The sequence below is a fragment of the Paenibacillus caseinilyticus genome (genome assembly GCF_027533645.1).
Classification (GTDB): Bacteria; Bacillota; Bacilli; order Paenibacillales; family NBRC-103111; genus Paenibacillus_G; species Paenibacillus_G caseinilyticus.
Genome location: NZ_JAQAGY010000013.1, coordinates 24471 through 42096, shown reverse-complemented (window position 1 = coordinate 42096; position 17626 = coordinate 24471). Strand labels below are relative to the sequence as shown.

Below are 17626 nucleotides of genomic sequence, written 5' to 3'. Positions count from 1 at the left end.
AACGATGATCCCAAGTTACGACTCGGACCTTCAGCGGCAACGGGAAGCTGAGGTTAAGGAAAGTCTGGCCCTGGTGTTCGAGAGAGTCCTGGGACTGGAGCCGGAAGAACTGCACGAAGCGGAATCACTGAAGGAACTCGGCATCTCATCCATCAATCTGGTCGAATTGCTCGAAGCGGTGAATATCCGCTTCGAGCTGGCCCTGCCGACGAGCATTCTGATGGAATGCCATGATTTGGATGCGCTGGCCGCCTATATAGCGAACGAGCTGCCTTCCCCGTCGCTATCTGGGACGAGCACCACCGTCCCGTCCGGCGGCGAAAGTGCGGCTGTGGAAGCGGAGCCAGAGGATGGTAGTGAGGAGCCTGCGGGCGAGCCGGGAGAGTGGGCTGCAGAGATGCAACCTGCAGCCGGGCCGGAACGCCTGGATGCAGCCATCCGTCCCGCCGGCGAGCCCGAATACCGGGCAGCAGGCAAGCAGCCTGCGGACGAGCAGCAATGGCAGGCTGCCCGTGGCGCGGACGGTGAGGGGAGCGCGGCTGCTCCCAGGCCGGCACTAGCGGCCGAAAGTATCCGTCCACCGGCGGCCGGAGGGAATGCCGGGCAGGCCGACATGAAGCGCAATGGCGCACAGGGGCTTTCTTCCGGATCCGAGGAAGACGTCGCGGTCATCGGCCTCTCGTGCCGCAGCGCCGGCGCTGCGGGACAGGATGAATTCTGGGAGCTCATCGCCCAAGGGAGAGACTGTACGGGGCCGATCGAGAATCCGGATTGGCTTGAGTTTTTCGAGTCCCATTCGGCCTCGGATATGCCTGCCCGCTATGGGGCTATGGACGGCATCGACTGCTTCGACCCGCTCTTCTTCCATATCTCGCCAAAGGAAGCCGATGCGATGGATGCCGCACAGCGTATCGTGCTCGAAGAATGCTACCGGGCGCTGGAGGATGCGGGATACACGCAGCGCGGGCAGCAGGTGGGCACCTTCATCGGCACGATGAGCTATCCGGCCGTACAGGATTATTCCCATCATTCGATGCTCGGAAGCGATACGAGCATTATGGCGGCCCGCATCGCCTACTGCCTGGATCTCAAAGGCCCGGCGCTTGCGGTCAATACCGCTTGTTCCTCCTCGCTCGTGGCGATCGACATCGCCTGCGAGAAGCTGAGAAACCGCGAGATCGAGATGGCGATTGCCGGCGGCATCACGATCTACTCCCATCCGGGAGCGTTTCTGTTCATGAATAATGCGGGCATGCTCTCTCCGACGGGGATGTGCCGCCCTTTCGATAACGAAGCCGACGGCATCGTCGTCGGGGACGGCGCAGGGATTGTCATCCTGAAGCGGCTCGCGGACGCCAGAAGGGACGGGGATTCGATCTACGGCGTGATCCGCGGAAGCGGCACGAATCAGGACGGGCAGACGTCCGGTATTACGGCCCCGAGCTTTCTGTCCCAGAGCCGGCTTCAGGAGTCGGTCTACAGCCGCTGGGGCATCGATGTCGAGAACATCCAGTACACGGAGGCGCATGGTACGGCTACCAAGCTGGGCGACCCGGTGGAAGTGCACGCCTTGACGCATACGTTCCGTAAATTCACATCCAAGAAGCGCTACTGCGCCATCGGCTCGCTCAAAGCGAACATCGGTCATACGACGGCCGCTGCGGGCGTGCTCAGCCTCATTAAAGTGCTGCTCAGCCTGAAGCATAAGCAGATGCCGCCTTCCATTCATTTCCGAAAGGAAAACGAGCATATCGACTTCGACAACAGCCCGTTCTTCGTCAACACCGAGCTGCGTGACTGGCCGCTTAATGCCCGGGGATCGCGTCTGGCCGTGGTCAGCTCGTTCGGCTTCAGCGGCACCAACGCGCATCTCGTCATTGAAGAGCACACGGATGCCGAGCCTATGGGTGAGGCATCAAGTGAGGCATCAAGTGAGGCATCAAGTGAGGCATCAAGTGAGGCATGGGCTGAAGCTCCCGGGGAGGCATCCGGCGCGGGGCTGTTCGTGCTCTCGGCCGCCAGCGAAGACAGTCTGCAGGCTTATGCCCGGTCCGTCCGTTCTTACCTGCAGGCTCATCCGGAAGTAGACTTCGCGAGCTTCTTGTATACGTTCCAGACCGCCCGCGAGAGCATGGCTCACCGGCTCGCAGTTGCTGCCGCCGGAAGAGAATCCCTCATCCAGCTGCTCGAACCGGCCGCCTCGGGCCGCCTGGTTCCATCGGCGGACCGGTATATCGGCAGCTCCGGCAAAAAGGACGGAGTCAACCTCGCCGATACCGAGGAAGGCAGGGCTTTCCTTCGCCACTTGGCCCACTCCCGGAACTTCCGGAAGCTGGCGGAGCTGTGGGCCGGCGGAAGCGTTATCGACTGGCAGAGTCTGTACCCGCGGGGCACGGCCAAACGGCTATCCGGCCTGCCCACGCACCCTTTCGCGAAGGAGCGGTTCTCGCTCCCGCAGATCGGGCTTGAAGCGAAGCGGGAGGCTGCCGCTTCGGTGCCGGCCTTGCACCCGCTGCTGCAGCGCAACACGTCCGATCTGTCCGAACAACGGTTCACTTCCGTCTTCACGGGCGGGGAACCGTTCCTGAAGGACCACGTGGTGGCGGGGCAGCGCGTGCTGCCGGGCGCAGCCTATCTGGAGATGGCACGGGCGGCGCTCGAGCAAGCGTCGGATGCCGGGGCGCTGGAACGCCTGCGCAGCGGGGCGTCCGCCATCCGTCTGCGGCATGTGGCCTGGACCCGTCCGCTCCTCGTGGGCAGCGAGCCGGCCGAGGTGCATATCGGGCTGTACCCGGAGGAAGACGGAAGCATCGCCTATGAAGTGTACAGCCGCGCCGGCGGCGAAGAGGAGCCTGCCGTTCATAGCGAAGGCCGCCTGAGCTTGGTTCCGGCAGCGGCCGTTAAGGCGGAAGCACTCGATATCCCGGCGCTCCTGTCCTCATGCAATGAGGGCCGCCTGTCGGCTGCCGAATGCTACGGACGCTTCGAAGCGATGGGGATCTCCTACGGCCCGTCCCACCGGGGCTTGGAGGAAGTATACATAGGCAGCGGGCACGTTCTAGCCAAGCTGCGCCTGCAGCCGTCTGCATGGAAGGGGAGAGAAGGAGTCGTTCTCGATCCGGGCATGCTGGATTCGGCGCTGCAGGCGGCGGTCGGACTGCTGAACGCAGACGCGGAGCAGGGGGAAGGCAGCGGCCCGGCCCTTAAGCCGATCCTGCCTTTTGCGCTGGACAGTCTGGAGATTGCAGGAGCCTGCGAGCCGTCGATGTGGGCGAGTATCCGGTACAGCGGCCGGGGATCGGCCGGGGAGGGAATGCGTACCCTGGATATCGATGTGTGCGACGAACAGGGGAAGGTGCGGGTCCGGATCCGGGGCTTCGCTGTCCGTGTGCTGGAGACAGCTGCGGAAGGGGCCGCAGACTCCATGTCCCTCCGTACCCTGATGCTGGAGCCCGTGTGGACCGAGCAGGCTGCCGGTGTGTATACCGGGGGCAGGAGCCGGCAGGAGAGTGGCCATCTTCATGTGATCGTGCTGTGCGAGACAGGGCACTCCCGGGAGGAGCTCGAGGACGCTTGGCGGAAGGCTGCTGAGGAAGCGGGAGGGCCGCTTAGCGGCCGGATCGTCATTCTGAAGGCAGAGCAGCCGGCGCTTCACCGGCGTTACTCTGGTTATGCGGAGCGGCTCTTGGAAGAAACCCAATCAATTCTGGGCGATGCTTCGATCGCATCAGCCTGGATTCAGCTCGTCGTGCCGTACAGCGGCGAAGCACGGGTATTCGCCGGGTTGTCCGGGTTCCTGCAGACGGCGGCCCTCGAGAATCCGAAGCTGGCCTGGCAACGTGTGGAGGTGGATCCGGAGACCGGCGGGTCCGAACTGATCTCGAAACTGCTGGAGAGCAGCCGCAGCGGGACGAATGCGGTCATCCGCTACCGGGACGGGAAGCGCTATACCGCCGGATGGAGCGAGCTTAAGGCCGGCACCGCGGTGGAGAATGAAAGCGAGGAACGGCCTTGGAGAGACGGTGGTGTATATCTGATTACAGGCGGCTGCGGAGGTCTCGGGTTCTTGTTCGCGAAGGAAGCGGCGGAGCAGGGGAAGAACGTGTCGCTGGTCTTGACCGGACGGTCTCCGCTCGACGAGGCGAAGCGGCACCAGCTGCAGCAGCTCCGCCACCTGGGGGCGGCCGCCGATTACCGGCAGGCGGATGTGACGGACGGCCAGTCGGTATCCGCGCTGATCCGCGGCATCGAGTCCGAGCACGGGGGACTGCACGGCATTCTGCACAGTGCGGGCGAGCTGCGGGACGCCTTCCTGCTGAAGAAGAACAAGGAGGACCTGCAGCGCGTCCTGGCGCCCAAAGTGTCCGGCTTGGCGCATCTCGACGAAGCCACCCGGCACCTCGACCTCGATTTCTTGGTCCTCTTCTCCTCGGCTGCCAGTGCGCTCGGCAGCGTGGGGCAGGCCGACTATGCGGCCGCGAACGGATTCATGGACGCGTATGCGGAGTACCGCAGCGAACTAGCCAGCGCCGGGGAGCGCCGGGGACGGACTCTCTCGATCCACTGGCCCTTGTGGCAGGATGGCGGCATGGGCATAGGCGAGGCGCAGGAGCGGAGCCTTCAAGAGACGCTCGGCATTGTACCGCTGCGCACGGCCAGCGGCCTGCGTGCGTTCTACCGGAGTCTGGCTTCGGGCCGAAGCCGGGTCCTGGTCGCCGAAGGGCTCCGCGGCCGGCTGGAAAGCGGGCTGGAGGCGTTCATGCCTGGCTCTGCAGGCAGAGCGGGGGAAGGCTCTATACCGGAATCGGTACGATCGGCTGGAGACGGGAAGCAGCAGCGGGACCAGGCGGAAGCCGCCTTGATCCATGCGGTATCCGTGACGCTCGGCGTGCCTGCCGCCCGGATTCAAGCCGACACGGAGTGGAGTGAGCTCGGCCTCGATGCCGTAGGCATGGGAGGGTTAGCCGACCTCCTTCGGGCGGAGCATGGACTGGCCTTCACGGCGGCGGATTGGATCGGGCATCCTACGATCCGGGAGCTGGCGGATCATCTGGCGCCCACGTATCCCTCTGTGTGGAGCCCGGCGCCTGGCACCTCCGAAGCAGCGGCCGCACCAGCCGCACCGGTTACACCGGACGCGGAACCAGCTTCGCCGGACGCGCCGGTCCGCAGCGCCCTTACGCCGGGTACTGCGCCAGAAGCGCTTCGGGAGCGGGCGGTCCACTACTTCAAGAAGCTTCTCGCCTCGGCGATCAAGCTGCCAGCCCACCGGATCGATGCCGATGCACCGCTTGAGAAGTACGGTATCGATTCGATCATGGTCATGAGTATGACCAAAGATCTGGAGCAGGTATTCGGCTCCCTGTCCAAGACGCTCTTCTTCGAGTATCAGCATATCAGCGGATTGACGGACTATTTCCTGTCCGCCCACCGGGAGAAACTGACTCAGCTGCTCGGAGACGGAACGCTTGCGGAGACAGCCAGTACGGTCAATACGGCCCGAATGGCTGCCGCCCCCCAGCCGGAGGGCGGCGCTGAAACATCAGCCGCTCCCGCAGCAGCCTCCCGGGCAGGAAGGCGCACCCGCTTCGCAGCCTCAGAAGCCCGGCAGACTACTCTTCCCGGGCAGACTCCCGGCACCAGTGCGCTGGACATCGCGATTATCGGTGTCGCGGGCCGCTATCCGGGAGCTCGAACGATCTCCGAGTACTGGAAGAACCTGCGGGACGGCAGAGACTCGATTACCGAGATTCCCCGCGACCGCTGGGATCATTCGCATTACTTCGACGAGGATAAGAACAAGCTGGGCACTACGTACAGCAAGTGGGGAGGCTTCCTGGACGGGGTGGATGAGTTCGATCCGTTGTTCTTCCAGATCTCGCCGCTCGAAGCGGAGGTGATGGATCCCCAGGAGCGTCTTTTCCTGCAGTGCGTCTATGCGGCCGTTGAGGATGCGGGCTATACGCGGGAGACATTCGGCTTCGACCGGGAGCAGGGCCGCCGCCATCCGGTCGGCGTCTATGCCGGAGTCATGTACGAAGAGTATCAGCTGTACGGCGCCCAGGAGCAGCAGCAGGGCCGCCGGATTGCGATGGCGGGCAGTCCGTCTTCGATCGCCAACCGGGTCTCGTACTGGTTTAATTTTCAAGGGCCGAGCATGGCGGTGGATACGATGTGTTCCTCGTCGCTGACGGCTATCCATCTCGCCTGCCAGAGCATCCTGCGGGGCGAATGTGCCGCTGCGGTGGCAGGGGGCGTCAATGTCTCGATCCACCCGAACAAATACCTGATGCTCGCCCAAGGGAAATTCATCTCGAGCAAGGGCCGCTGCGAGAGCTTCGGCGAGGGCGGAGACGGCTATGTGCCCGGGGAAGGCGTGGGCGCGGTTCTGCTGAAGCCCCTGCACCGGGCGGAAGCCGACGGGGACCGGATCTACGGCGTCATCAAGGCGAGCGCGATCAATCACGGAGGCAAGACGAACGGCTACTCCGTGCCGAATCCGGTTGCCCAGGGCGAGGTGATCGGCAGGGCCATGAAGGAAGCGGGGATCGATCCCCGTTCGGTCAGCTACATCGAAGCCCACGGGACGGGCACGTCCCTCGGAGATCCGATCGAGATCGCCGGATTGAGCCGTGCCTTCGGGCCGCTGAAGCAGGGGGAAGAGGGCTTCCGCTGTGCCATCGGTTCGGCGAAGTCGAACATCGGGCACTGCGAGAGCGCCGCCGGGATTGCAGGACTCACGAAGGTGCTCCTTCAGCTTCGCCACCGGCTTCTGGTTCCTTCGCTGCACGCTAACGTGCTTAACCCTAATATCGATTTCGGGGCTACTCCGTTCGTCGTTCAGCAGGAGCTTGCGCCCTGGATGCGGCCGAAGGCCGCAGGGGCCGGCGGGGAAGTGGAATATCCGCTGCGGGCAGGGATATCATCCTTCGGGGCGGGCGGCGCCAATGCACATCTGATAGTGGAAGAGTACATTCCCGCAGCGATGGCCTCGCCGGCGTACGCCGTCACCGTGCAGACACCGGCCTTGGTCCTGCTCTCCGCCCGTAAGGAAGCGCAGCTGCTGGAGCGGGCGCGGGAGCTGCTGGACTTCATCCGAGAGGAAAGCGTCCCTGAGAGCGCCTTGGGCGATCTCGCCTATACGCTCCAAACCGGCCGCGAGCCGATGGAAGAACGCCTGGCGCTCCGTGCCGGGTCAGTGGCTGAGCTTACGCATAAGCTGGAAGCTTATCTGCGCGGCGACCGGGAGATCGACGAACTATACCGGGGACGGAGCCGGCGCGAGGGCGGGACGATCGCCGTCTTCGCGGGTGACGAGGATCTGCAGCACGCAGTCGAGGCTTGGCTCAGCAAAGGAAAATATGCGAAGCTGCTGGACATGTGGGTTCAGGGCTTGAACATCGATTGGACCAAGCTGTACGGAGACCGGAAGCCCAGCCGCCTCTCGCTGCCGACGTACCCTTTTGCCAGGGACCGGTACTGGGTGCCAGTCCTGCCGGAGACGGCCGGAAGTTCAACGACTGCCGCAGTCGCAGCCCCTGTGACAAACTCAAGCGTTCCCGGGGGAAGCGCCGCTTACCTTCACCCCTTGCTCCACGCCAATACATCGGACTTCGCCGAGCAGCGGTTCAGCTCAGTGTTCACAGGCAGGGAGTTCTTCCTCGCGGACCATGTCGTGCGGGGTCAGCGGATGCTGCCGGGCGCGGCTTATCTGGAGATGGCCCGGGCTGCCGCCGTGAGAGCCAGCGGCCTAAGCGAAGAAGAGGACAGCGGCGGCGGGAGCACTGCCGTGCGGCTGCAGGATGTGGTATGGACCCGGCCGCTTACGGTCGGCGGGGATTCGGAGGCAGTACACATTGGCCTGAGTCCGGAGGAGAGCGGGACGATCGCCTTCGAAGTCTACGGCGGTTCGCCCGGCGATGACGGCGAGATGCCGGTGTACAGCCAGGGACGTCTTCTCTTCGGAGAAGCTGGCACGGCTCCGCATCTGGACCTCGATAAACTCCGGGCCCAGTGCGGCCTCGCCGTCCTGGCACCGGAAGAGAGCTATCATGCCTTCCGCACGATGGGGATCGACTATGGCGCGGCGCATCAGGCGCTGGGAACTGTATACGCGGGCGAAGGAATGGCGCTGGCTAAGCTGTCGCTGCCGGTCGTCATCGCATCCACAGAGGATGAATTCGTCCTGCACCCGAGTATGGTGGATGCGGCATTCCAAGCCTCGATCGGCCTCATGGCCGGCGGGACGGCGTCTGCTCCCGGCTCCGCGCTGACAGCGGACGGGCAGACACCGAAGGCACGGCTGCCCTTTGCCCTCGAATCCCTGGAGGTATACGGGAGGTTCGCCTCCGACCTCTGGGCGTTCGTGCGCTGGAGCGAGGGCAGCGGACCGGAGCAGACGGTGCAGAAGCTCGATATCGACCTGTGCACCGAACAAGGGACGGTCGTCGTACGGATGACCGGATTCTCCTCCCGGTTGCTGGACGCAGAGGTCCGGACCGGCACCCGGCCGCAGCCTCTAAACGCCGAAGCACGCAAGGGGGCCGAACCGGGCCTCTCCGGCATGCTGACGCTGCATCCCGTATGGGATGCCGCCCGGCTGGACCGGAAGGGCGGCTTCGCGCCGCCATCCGGCGAAGCGGTCCTTGCCGGCGGCACACCGGCGGCCAAAGCTGCGATGCATTCGCTGCTGCCCGGCTTACGGGAGGCTGCTCTGCATCCCGAAGATTCCGTCCGGGAGATCGCGGGCAAGCTGGAGCGCTGCGGAGCCATCGGGCATCTGATCTGGATCGTACCGGGCCGTGTCACAACGCCACACGGGGAAGCGGATCTGATCGGGGCGCAGCAGGCCGGTGTCCTCGGCCTCTTCCGGACGATCAAGGCGATGCTGGAGCTCGGCTACGGCAGCAAGCCGCTGGCCTGGACGGTGATCACGGAGCAGACGCAGGGCGTTCTGCCCCGTGACCGTGTCGATCCGGCACATGCGGGCGTGCATGGCCTGGTCGGCTCACTCGCCAAAGAATATCCGAACTGGAGCATCCGGCTGGCGGACCTTGCGAAGGACGAAGCCTGGCCGGTACAAGATCTGCTGGACCTGCCTGCGGATCCGCAGGGGAACGCCTGGGCTTACCGGGGAGGCGAATGGTACCGCCAGCAGCTCCTTCCGCTGGAGGGCGTCACGACGCAAGAGCGTCCCGCGCTGTACCGCGAAGGCGGCGTATATGTCGTCATCGGCGGCGCCGGCGGCATCGGCGAGGTATGGAGCGAATACATGATCCGTACATTCCAGGCACGGATCATCTGGATCGGCCGCCGCCCGAAGGATGCTGCCATCCAGATGAAGATCGACAGGCTGGCTGCCTTGGGGCCTGCTCCGCTCTATGTGTCCGGCGATGCGGCCGACGCCGAGTCCCTGCGGCACGCCTACGGCACGATCAAAGAACAATATGCCGGTATTCATGGCGTGGTCCATTCGGCCATCGTCCTCGCGGATCAGAGCCTTGCGAACATGGATGAAGCCCGGTTCCGGGGTGCGCTCTCCGCGAAGGTGGATGTCAGCGTGCGTATGGCGGAGGTGTTCGGCGGGGAAGCGCTGGACTTCGTGCTCTTCTTCTCTTCCCTGAATGCCTTCACGAAGGCGGCGGGCCAAAGCAATTATGCTGCGGGCTGCACCTTCGCGGACAGCTTCGCCCGGCATTTGTCGGAAGCATGGCCCTGCGCGGTCAAAATGATGAATTGGGGCTACTGGGGCAGCGTGGGCATCGTAGCTTCCAAGGCGTACCAAGAACGAATGGCGAAGATGGGCTTCGGCTCCATCGAACCCGGGGAGGGGATGGAAGCGCTGAACGGGCTGCTCGCCGGTCCGGCGGATCAACTCGCCTTGTTGAAGACGACCCGTGCGATCCGGCTCGACGGTATCAGCCAGACCGATGTCTTGACGGCTTATGCAGAGGCCTCCCCCTCTCTGATCCGCACGGTGGCCGGGGAGCTAGGCTCTCAGGCGGCGCCGACAGCCGCCTTGGACGAACGAGGCAGGGGCGCGATGCAGGAGATGGAGGCGCTGCTCGCGAGGCTGCTGCGGGCTCAGCTCCGCCCCCTCGGCCTCGCCCGGCAAGAGGATAGCGGGCAGGCAGGCGCTGCGGAAGTAGACGGCCTGCAGGCCAAATACAAGCCGTGGCTCGAGGCCGGCCTTGCTCTGCTCGAAGCTTACGGGAGCCGGCCGGAAGAGACGGATGCGAATCTTCTTCCGGCGGACGGGGCCGGGGCCGGGGCAGCCGAAGATCCGGACGCCCTGTGGGCGGAGTGGGAACAGCGGAAGCTGAGCTGGCGGCAGGCGGGCAGCATGTCTGCCCAGACCGCCCTGGTGGAGACGACGCTGCGGGCCCTGCCGGACATTCTGACCGGCAGGCGTCCCGCCACAGATGTCATCTTCCCGGGCTCCTCCATGGCGCTGGTCGAAGGAGTCTATAAGCACAACGCAGTCGCGGACGCCTTCAACGAGGTGGTCGGCAATGCGGTGTCCGCCTACGTGCGGCAGCGCGTTCAGCAGGATCCGGCCGCCCGGATCCGCATCCTGGAGATTGGCGCGGGTACCGGCGGCACGAGCGCCGGAGTCCTGCAGAAGCTGAAGCCTTACCGGGAGCACATCCAGGAATACGGTTATACGGATATATCCAAAGCCTTCCTGCTCCATGCGGAGCAAACGTACGGACCGGACAATCCGTTCCTGTCCTACGGCATATTCAATGTGGAGTCGCCCGGCCCGGATCAGCCGTTCCTCTCGGGCGAGTACGATATCGCGATTGCGGCCAACGTCCTGCATGCGACGCAGGATATCCGTCAGACGCTGCGCAACGCCAAGGCGGTGCTCAAGAAGAATGGCCTGCTTCTTCTCAATGAACTGCATGGCCATTCCTTGTTCACCCATCTGACCTTCGGCCTGCTCGACGGCTGGTGGAGGTACCGCGATGCCCATCTCCGCCTGCCGGGCTCGCCCGGATTGACGCCAGATTCGTGGCGGACCGTCCTCGAGAACGAAGGCTTCCGTTCCGTATTCTTCCCGGCGGAGCAGGCGCACGATTGGGGACAGCAGATCCTCGTGGCGGAGAGCGACGGGGTGGTCCGGCAGCGGCGCAGCAGTGAGGTGCTTACGAAGAAGCCGGCTATCTCCATCGCTAAGCCGCAGGCTGCCTTGCCAGAGCCTCCTGCGAATCGCAGCGGGGGCGGACAGAGCGGTTCGCTTCGTGAGCGAAGCATCGCCTATCTGCAGGAGCTCATTGCCGGAACGCTGAAAATGCCGAGCCGGGAGATCGATCCGGCGGCTCCGCTCGAGGCATACGGCATCGACTCGATCCTGGTCGTACAGCTCACCAACGCGCTAAGCGGGGTATTCAGCGACGTGAGCAGTACGCTCTTCTTCGAGCATCAGAGCATCGAGGCGCTGGCCGACCATTTGCTGAAGACACGGCCGGAGGAACTGGCCGCAAAGCTCGGCCCGGGCGCTCCACAGGCTGATCAACACGTGCAGGCGCCCGCCACCGTCATCACAGAAGCACGGACTGCGGCATCGAGCCCCTGGACATCCGCTGCCAGGCGGTCGTCCCGGTTTCTTCCGGCTGGCGGTCCGCGGACGGCCGAAGGGCAGCAGCCCGCCGCCGCTTCAGGCGTTCGGGATGTGGCCATTATCGGTCTCGCCGGCCGCTATCCCGGTGCCGGTACGGTGGACGAATTCTGGGAGAACCTGAAGAACGGCCGGAGCGGCATCACCGAGGTCCCAAGGGAGCGCTGGGATTGGAGCGAGTATTACGACGAAGAGCGGGGAGCCAAAGGCACCATGTATACGAAGTGGGGCGGCTTCCTCGAAGGCGTCGACCGGTTCGATCCCTTGTTCTTCGGGATCTCGCCGAAGGAAGCGAAGCAGATGGACCCGCAGGAGCGGCTCTTCCTGGAGACCGCCTACGAGTGCATCGAGGACGCGGGCTATACGCCTTCCGCCTTGGGCGGAGGGAGCAGGAGAGTAGGCGTCTTCGCGGGAGCCATGAACGGCAGCTACCCGACGGGCTCCAGCTACTGGTCCATCGCCAACCGGGTCTCGTATCTGTTCAACTTCCAGGGTCCTAGCCTTGCGGTCGATACGGCTTGCTCGTCTTCCCTCACCGCCATTCACCTGGCGCTCGAGAGCATATACAGCGGGAGCAGCGAATGCGCGATCGCCGGTGGTGTCAATCTCATCCTGGATCCGTCCCATTATCTCAGGTTATCCGCAATGAATATGCTCTCGGCGGGCGGCGAGTGCCGTTCCTTCGGGGCGGGTGCGGACGGATTCGTCGACGGAGAGGGCGTCGGCGCGGTGCTGCTCAAGCCGCTGGAGCAAGCGGTGGCGGACGGCGACCGGATCTACGGGGTCATCAAGGGCAGCATGCTCAATGCCGGAGGCAAAACGAACGGCTATACGGTCCCTAACCCAGCCGCCCAGGCGGAGCTTGTCTCCGGTGCGCTGAAGAGGGCGGGAGTGCATGCCCGGACCGTGAGCTATCTGGAGGCCCACGGGACGGGAACGGCATTGGGCGATCCGATCGAAATCGCGGGCTTGACCCGGGCCTTCGAGCAGGACAGCGAGGATACGCAGTACTGCGCGGTCGGTTCGGTCAAATCCAACATTGGCCATGCGGAGAGCGCCGCCGGGATCGCCGGCTTGACCAAAGTCCTGCTGCAGCTCCGCCACCGCCAGCTGGCGCCTTCGCTCCACGCCGAGCAGCCGAATCCGAATATCGACTTCAGCCGTACGCCGTTCACGGTCCAGCAGAAGCTGGCCGACTGGAATCGCCCGGTGGTCCGGATTCACGGGGAAGAGAAGGAATACCCGCGCAGAGCAGGGATCTCGTCCTTCGGAGCGGGCGGAGCCAATGCGCATCTGGTGGTCGAGGAGTATATCCCGTCCGGCAGTCTCTCTGCCGAACTGCCGGACGCATCACCGGAGCCCGCCGCCATCGTCCTGTCCGCCAAAGGGGAGGAGCAGCTCCGGACCAAAGGCCGGGAGCTCCTTGCGGCAATCCGCGAGCGAGCCTATAGGGACGGAGAGCTTCCATCGATCGCTTACACGCTTCAAGTCGGCCGCGAGGCGATGGAAGAACGCGCGGCCTGGGTCGTGACATCGGTACGCGAACTCGAAGAGAGACTGGCCGAGTGGCTGGAGAGCCCGAAGGATGCCACCACAATGTTCCGCGGGCAGGTGAAGCCGAACAAGGAGATGATCTCCATGCTCGCCGCCGATGAGGAAATGCAGGAGACCGTAGGCAAATGGATGCAGCGCAGGAAGGTGCAGAAGCTTCTGAACCTGTGGGTGAAGGGGCTTCCGCTGGACTGGACGCAGCTCTATGCTGGCCGTCCGAAGCCGCGGAGGATCGGCCTGCCGACGTACCCGTTCGTCAGGGAACGCTACTGGATTACTGACGGACTGGAGCGCGGAGAGGGAGCGAGGCTGTTCGCCAGCCGGAGTGAAAGGCAAGGGGGCGGCGGGAATTCGCTAAGCAGCATGCCGAAGGCTCCGACGGACCGGCCACAGCTCCTCGGAGAAGAGGCTCCAGCCTCCTCGCCGGCCCCTCTCTCCCAGCCGGAAGCGTCTCTAGGGGAGGAAGCGTTCGACAGCGCCTTCTATGAGGGTCTGCTCGACCTCCTCCTGAGCGATTCGATCTCCATCGACCGGGCGGTAGACGAAATCAAGCGCAATCAACCACTCAATCCAAGGGAAGCTACCCGGGAACGGAGGGTCCTATGACCGATTTTTTGCATTATGTGCTGTCCGAAGTCAAGCAGGGGCGGCTGTCCAAAGGAGATGCGATGGACCTGCTGCGGCAGTTCCACGGCCGCGGGGGAATGGAGGAGGCGGATGTAACTCCGCCTCCAGTATCCCCGTCTGCGCCTCGGCCCGCAGAGGAGTCCGGACACCTGCTCCATCCGCTGGTACACCGGAATACGTCCGATTTCAACGAGCAGCGGTTCACCTCGGTGTTCACGGGAGAGGAGCCCTTCTGGTTGAAGGATGCCCGCTCCGGGCGTCTATTCATGCCGGAGTTCCTGCATCTCGAGATGGTGCGCACGGCGATAAGCTTCGCTGCGGGAGCCCGTCAGGCTCCCGGCCTCGGGGCGGCGGAGCCGCAGCTCTTCTTCACCGATGTCGCTTGGGCCGATCCGCTCGCCGCCGGGGAAGGCAGTCCAGTGGAAGTGCACATCTCCCTCTTCGAACAGGCAGAGGGCGGCATCGCATTCGAGGTATACAGCCCGCAGGGGACCTCGGAGGAGCCCGTGGTATACTGCCAAGGCTATGCGGTACGGGACCAATTTGAGGAGGCAGCTCCGGTCCTGGAGCTGCGGACGCTGCAGGAGACGGCCGGGCACCGCTGCCGGACTGGGGCGGAGTGCAGGGAAGCCTGGGAGGAGCGAGGCATCCTCTATCCTTCTTCTTACCGCAGCCTGGAGAAGCTCCAGGCAGGTGATGGCGGGGTGCTCGCCAAGCTGAGTCAACCGGCTTCTGCCGGCACCGGTGCCGACGGGGCGTCTGACACAGAATCCATCGTGTGGGAGTCTGCACTTCAAGCCGCTGCCTGGCTGGAAGGGCCGGGTTCCGCATGGCGGCCCGCTGCCCTGAAGCATCTGCGCACCTACGGCAGCTTTGCGTCCACCGCTTGGGTGTGGATCCGGGAGAGCGGCATCAGGCCGGGGGAGGAGGGGGGACGCACGGTCGATATCGACTGGTGCGGCGAAGACGGAAGCGTAACTGCAAGCATGCGCAGCGTTGTTCTGACCCCTGGCGGGAGCGGGCATGGGGCCCGGGCGGCCGGTGATCCGCATGCCGCGAAGCCGAGCGGGATAATGCTGGCTCCCTGGAGCGGCGGGTATGACGATACCGGGACAGCGGCGGCCGGGGCGGAACCTTCGGCAGGCGGGGCAGACCCGGCAGACTTCTCCCCGGAGAAGCTGCTCGAAGATCTTGCGGCAAGCTTCGCGGCCGTTCTGGATATGAAGCGGAGCGATGTCGATCCGGAAGCGCCTTTCACCGAGGTGGGTCTCGATTCGATCTCCGGTGTGGAATGGATCCGCGACATGAACAAGACGTTCGGGGTGTCCGTGACGCTCGCGCAGATTCACGAGCACCCTACCCTGCGGGAGCTGGCCGGCTGGCTGTCGCGGGAGAAGCGGGCTCAGGCGGGGGATACAGAGGAAGCAGCCCGCGAGACTGCAGGTGAGGCTGTCCCCGTTCGGTCAGAGGAGCCGGCGGCGCCAGCGGTTGCCTTATCCGGCTACCGGCCGCTGTCAGCAGGCTCTGCTGCTGCTGCGGACCACTCCCCCCGGAAGCTGCTCGCCAGAAGGGGGCGGCCTGCCAGGAATCCGGCAGATGCCTGGCCTCAGTTCCCTGAGCTCGTCCCGCTCCGGCAGGGCGGCGCCGGCCAGCCTGTGTTCTGGATCCACGGAGGCAGCGGCACGGTCCAAGCGTACCGCACCATCGCCCAGATGACCGGGCGGCCCTTCTTCGGCATCCAGCCCCGCGGCTGGACTGCCGGCCGGAAGCCGCTGGAAGGCCTTCAAGCGATGGCGGCTTACTATACGCATATGATCCAATCCGTACAGCCCGAGGGTCCGTATGATCTCGGCGGGTTCTCGCTCGGGGGCCGTCTCGCTTACGAGGTGACCCGGCAGCTGCAGGAGCTCGGCCAGCGCGTCCGCTCGATCGTCATGCTCGATTCGTATCTGCATACCCCGTACCGGACGGACCTGCAGAGCGAGGCGGCCTACCGAAGGACGCTTGCCCTCCAGGCGGTGAATTCGGCGCTGCTCTCCCTGAGCCCGCCGGGTGCCGGCTCTTGGGCGGAGCCCCTGATCCACCGGGATGAAGTCGTGGACCTCCGTGAGGCCGAGCCCGGCCGCTTCCTCGAGGAGCTGATCCGCCTGGCGGAGGAGCGCGGGCTGAAGACGGCAGATCCCGCTTGGCGCGATCGCGTCCACCGCAGCATCGAAGTCCAGCTCGCTTACGGGTTGGACCGCTACCGGATTCACCCGCTTCCCATCCCGGAGCAGCCGTCTTGTTACTACTTCCGCTGCTCAGGCGGATCATTCTACGGGGAGCTCGAGCCATATTTCACCCTGTCCGCGCCGGAAGAAAGCGCTGCAGCAGGAGATCCGTACTGGGAAGGCTGGGAGGGGCTGCTGCCCAGCTTCCACTTGATGAGCGTGGAGGCCGCGAGCCATTACCAGCTGTTGTCCGAAGTCCCGGCGATGGACGCCATCCGCACGTTCTGCGCCAAACTGTATGCGGGAGAATCCCTTCCGACCCAATCCAAAATCGAGGTGTACTCATGAGCAGACATGGTTATAAGGTATTTTCGGAAGGCAAAATAGCCAATCTTACCCTGAAGAACAGGCTTGTCCGATCCGCAACCGGCGAGAGCAAGATGGAGGCTGACGGGAAGATGGCCCCGTCGATTCTCCAGGTGTACAAAGACCTGGCAGAAGGCGGCATCGGCCTGATCGTCACCGGGGCGATGGCAGCCACACCGACGGCCAAGCGGACGGAGGGGCAAGCCTGCATCTATGACGATGAATTCATTCCGGAGATCGCCCAGATCGCCGAGATCGTGCACCGCACCGCGCCGGACTGCAAAGTCATCGCGCAGCTGAACCATCCCGGCAGACAAGTGCATCACTATGTATCTGCGGACTGCATCGCTCCGTCGGCCGTCGAATCGCCGATTCTGGTGAAGAAAGCGCGCGAGCTTCATCTCGAGGAGATCGAGCGGATCATCCGTTACTTTGCTGATGCGATCATCCGGGTGCAGAAGGCCGGGTTCGACGGCGTCCAATTCCATGCGGCGCACGGCTACCTGCTGAGCTCGTTCCTGTCGCCCTACACGAACCGGCGGACCGACCGCTACGGCGGCTCCGTGCAGAACCGCGCCAACATCATCCGGGATATCGTCTCCCTCGCGCGGCAGGATGTCGGGGATTTTCCGATTCTCATCAAATTAAACTGCGACGACCACGTGGAAGGCGGCATCGGCAAGGAGAATTTCCCTGAGCTGCTGCTGGAAATCGAGAAGACGGGCGTCGATGCGATCGAAGTGAGCGGGGGGATGTGGGACTGTCTGGTCCGGGCAGAAGAGGAGCTCGGCTTCCCGGTCGTTCCCATTCCCGAAGCGCGGACGAAGATCAATTCGCCGGAGAAGCAGTCCTATTATTATGAATATGTCAAAGATATGCGCTTGTCCATTCCGCTCATCCTCGTCGGGGGACACCGCAATATCGAGCTGATGGAGGAGATCATGGGGCAGGGAAGCGTCGATTTTCTATCCTTGTGCCGCCCGCTGATCTCCGAACCGGCTCTGCCGAACCGCTGGCTTCACGGAGACGGCCGGGACAAGGCGGACTGCATCTCCTGCAACGCCTGCCTGCTCGTCCTGCACAAGGAATTCTGCTGCCCTTATAAGAAATACGGGAACCTCAAGGATCTGTTCGTCGCCACGAACGCCGAGAATTGGAGAGTCATGTTCAAATAAACCGCGTGCCCCGGGCCTGCGTCTCATCAGGATTGTCGGCCCGGGGCCATCGCTTGCTGGCCAGAAAAGGAACGCTC

General features: G+C 64.2%; 3 protein-coding genes. All 3 read left to right on the top strand.

The features are described 5' to 3' along the window. The first annotated feature begins 4 nt into the window (after positions 1–4). Genes O9H32_RS19210 through O9H32_RS19200 form a run of 3 tightly spaced genes read left to right on the top strand, consistent with a single transcriptional unit; the run spans position 5 to position 17549 of the window. Positions 5–13777, top strand: coding sequence for an SDR family NAD(P)-dependent oxidoreductase (locus tag O9H32_RS19210; protein WP_269867743.1), 13773 nt, complete (start codon positions 5–7; stop codon positions 13775–13777). Next, positions 13774–16356 (top strand): thioesterase domain-containing protein, encoded by a 2583-nt coding sequence (locus O9H32_RS19205; protein ID WP_269867742.1) that lies wholly within the window; start codon positions 13774–13776, stop codon positions 16354–16356. Before O9H32_RS19210 ends, O9H32_RS19205 begins: the two co-directional genes overlap by 4 nt. Further along, the gene (locus tag O9H32_RS19200) at positions 16353–17549 is read left to right on the top strand and encodes an NADH:flavin oxidoreductase (RefSeq protein ID WP_269867741.1); all 1197 of its coding nucleotides are present in this window, start codon (positions 16353–16355) and stop codon (positions 17547–17549) included. The genes O9H32_RS19205 and O9H32_RS19200 overlap by 4 nt, the downstream gene beginning before the upstream one ends. Positions 17550–17626: the final 77 nt, after the last annotated feature.

Bases quoted from the DNA above. Each gene is read 5' to 3' on its own strand.
- O9H32_RS19205 (WP_269867742.1), top strand. From the start codon at position 13,774: ATGACCGATTTTTTGCATTATGTGCTGTCCGAAGTCAAGCAGGGGCGG.
- O9H32_RS19210 (WP_269867743.1), top strand. From the start codon at position 5: ATGATCCCAAGTTACGACTCGGACCTTCAGCGGCAACGGGAAGCTGAG.
- O9H32_RS19200 (WP_269867741.1), top strand. From the start codon at position 16,353: ATGAGCAGACATGGTTATAAGGTATTTTCGGAAGGCAAAATAGCCAAT.